The organism is Alkalihalophilus lindianensis (assembly GCF_032843265.1).
Lineage (GTDB): Bacteria > Bacillota > Bacilli > Bacillales > Bacillaceae_D > Alkalihalophilus > Alkalihalophilus lindianensis.
Genome location: NZ_JAWJBA010000457.1, coordinates 1 through 265 on the forward strand (window position 1 = coordinate 1; position 265 = coordinate 265).

Below are 265 nucleotides of genomic sequence, written 5' to 3' on the forward strand. Positions count from 1 at the left end.
TGCATTACTGTTACAGTTGGGTAAAAAAAGAATTAATTTTGCGCAGATAAGGTCGTTTGCTTTTTTTATTGCTTTAAATTCAGTTCTTCCACATAGTGCTGTGCTGCTTGGGCAGCGATGCTTCCATCACCTGTTGCGGTGACAATTTGCCGCAGTGTTTTTTCACGAACATCCCCGGCAGCGAAAATTCCTGGCACTTTTGTCTCCATTTGTTCATTTGTTTCAATATAGCCGTTTTCATTTGTAATACCAAGGGCTGCAAAAG

Annotated in this window: 1 protein-coding gene; it reads right to left on the bottom strand. The window is 40.8% G+C overall.

Annotation, left to right across the window (positions count from 1 at the left end; all coding sequences use genetic code 11):
- Positions 1 to 65 precede the first annotated feature (65 nt).
- A partial coding sequence (locus tag RYX56_RS23015) for an NAD(P)/FAD-dependent oxidoreductase (RefSeq protein WP_317124210.1) occupies positions 66 to 265 on the bottom strand: 200 nt, incomplete at its 5' end.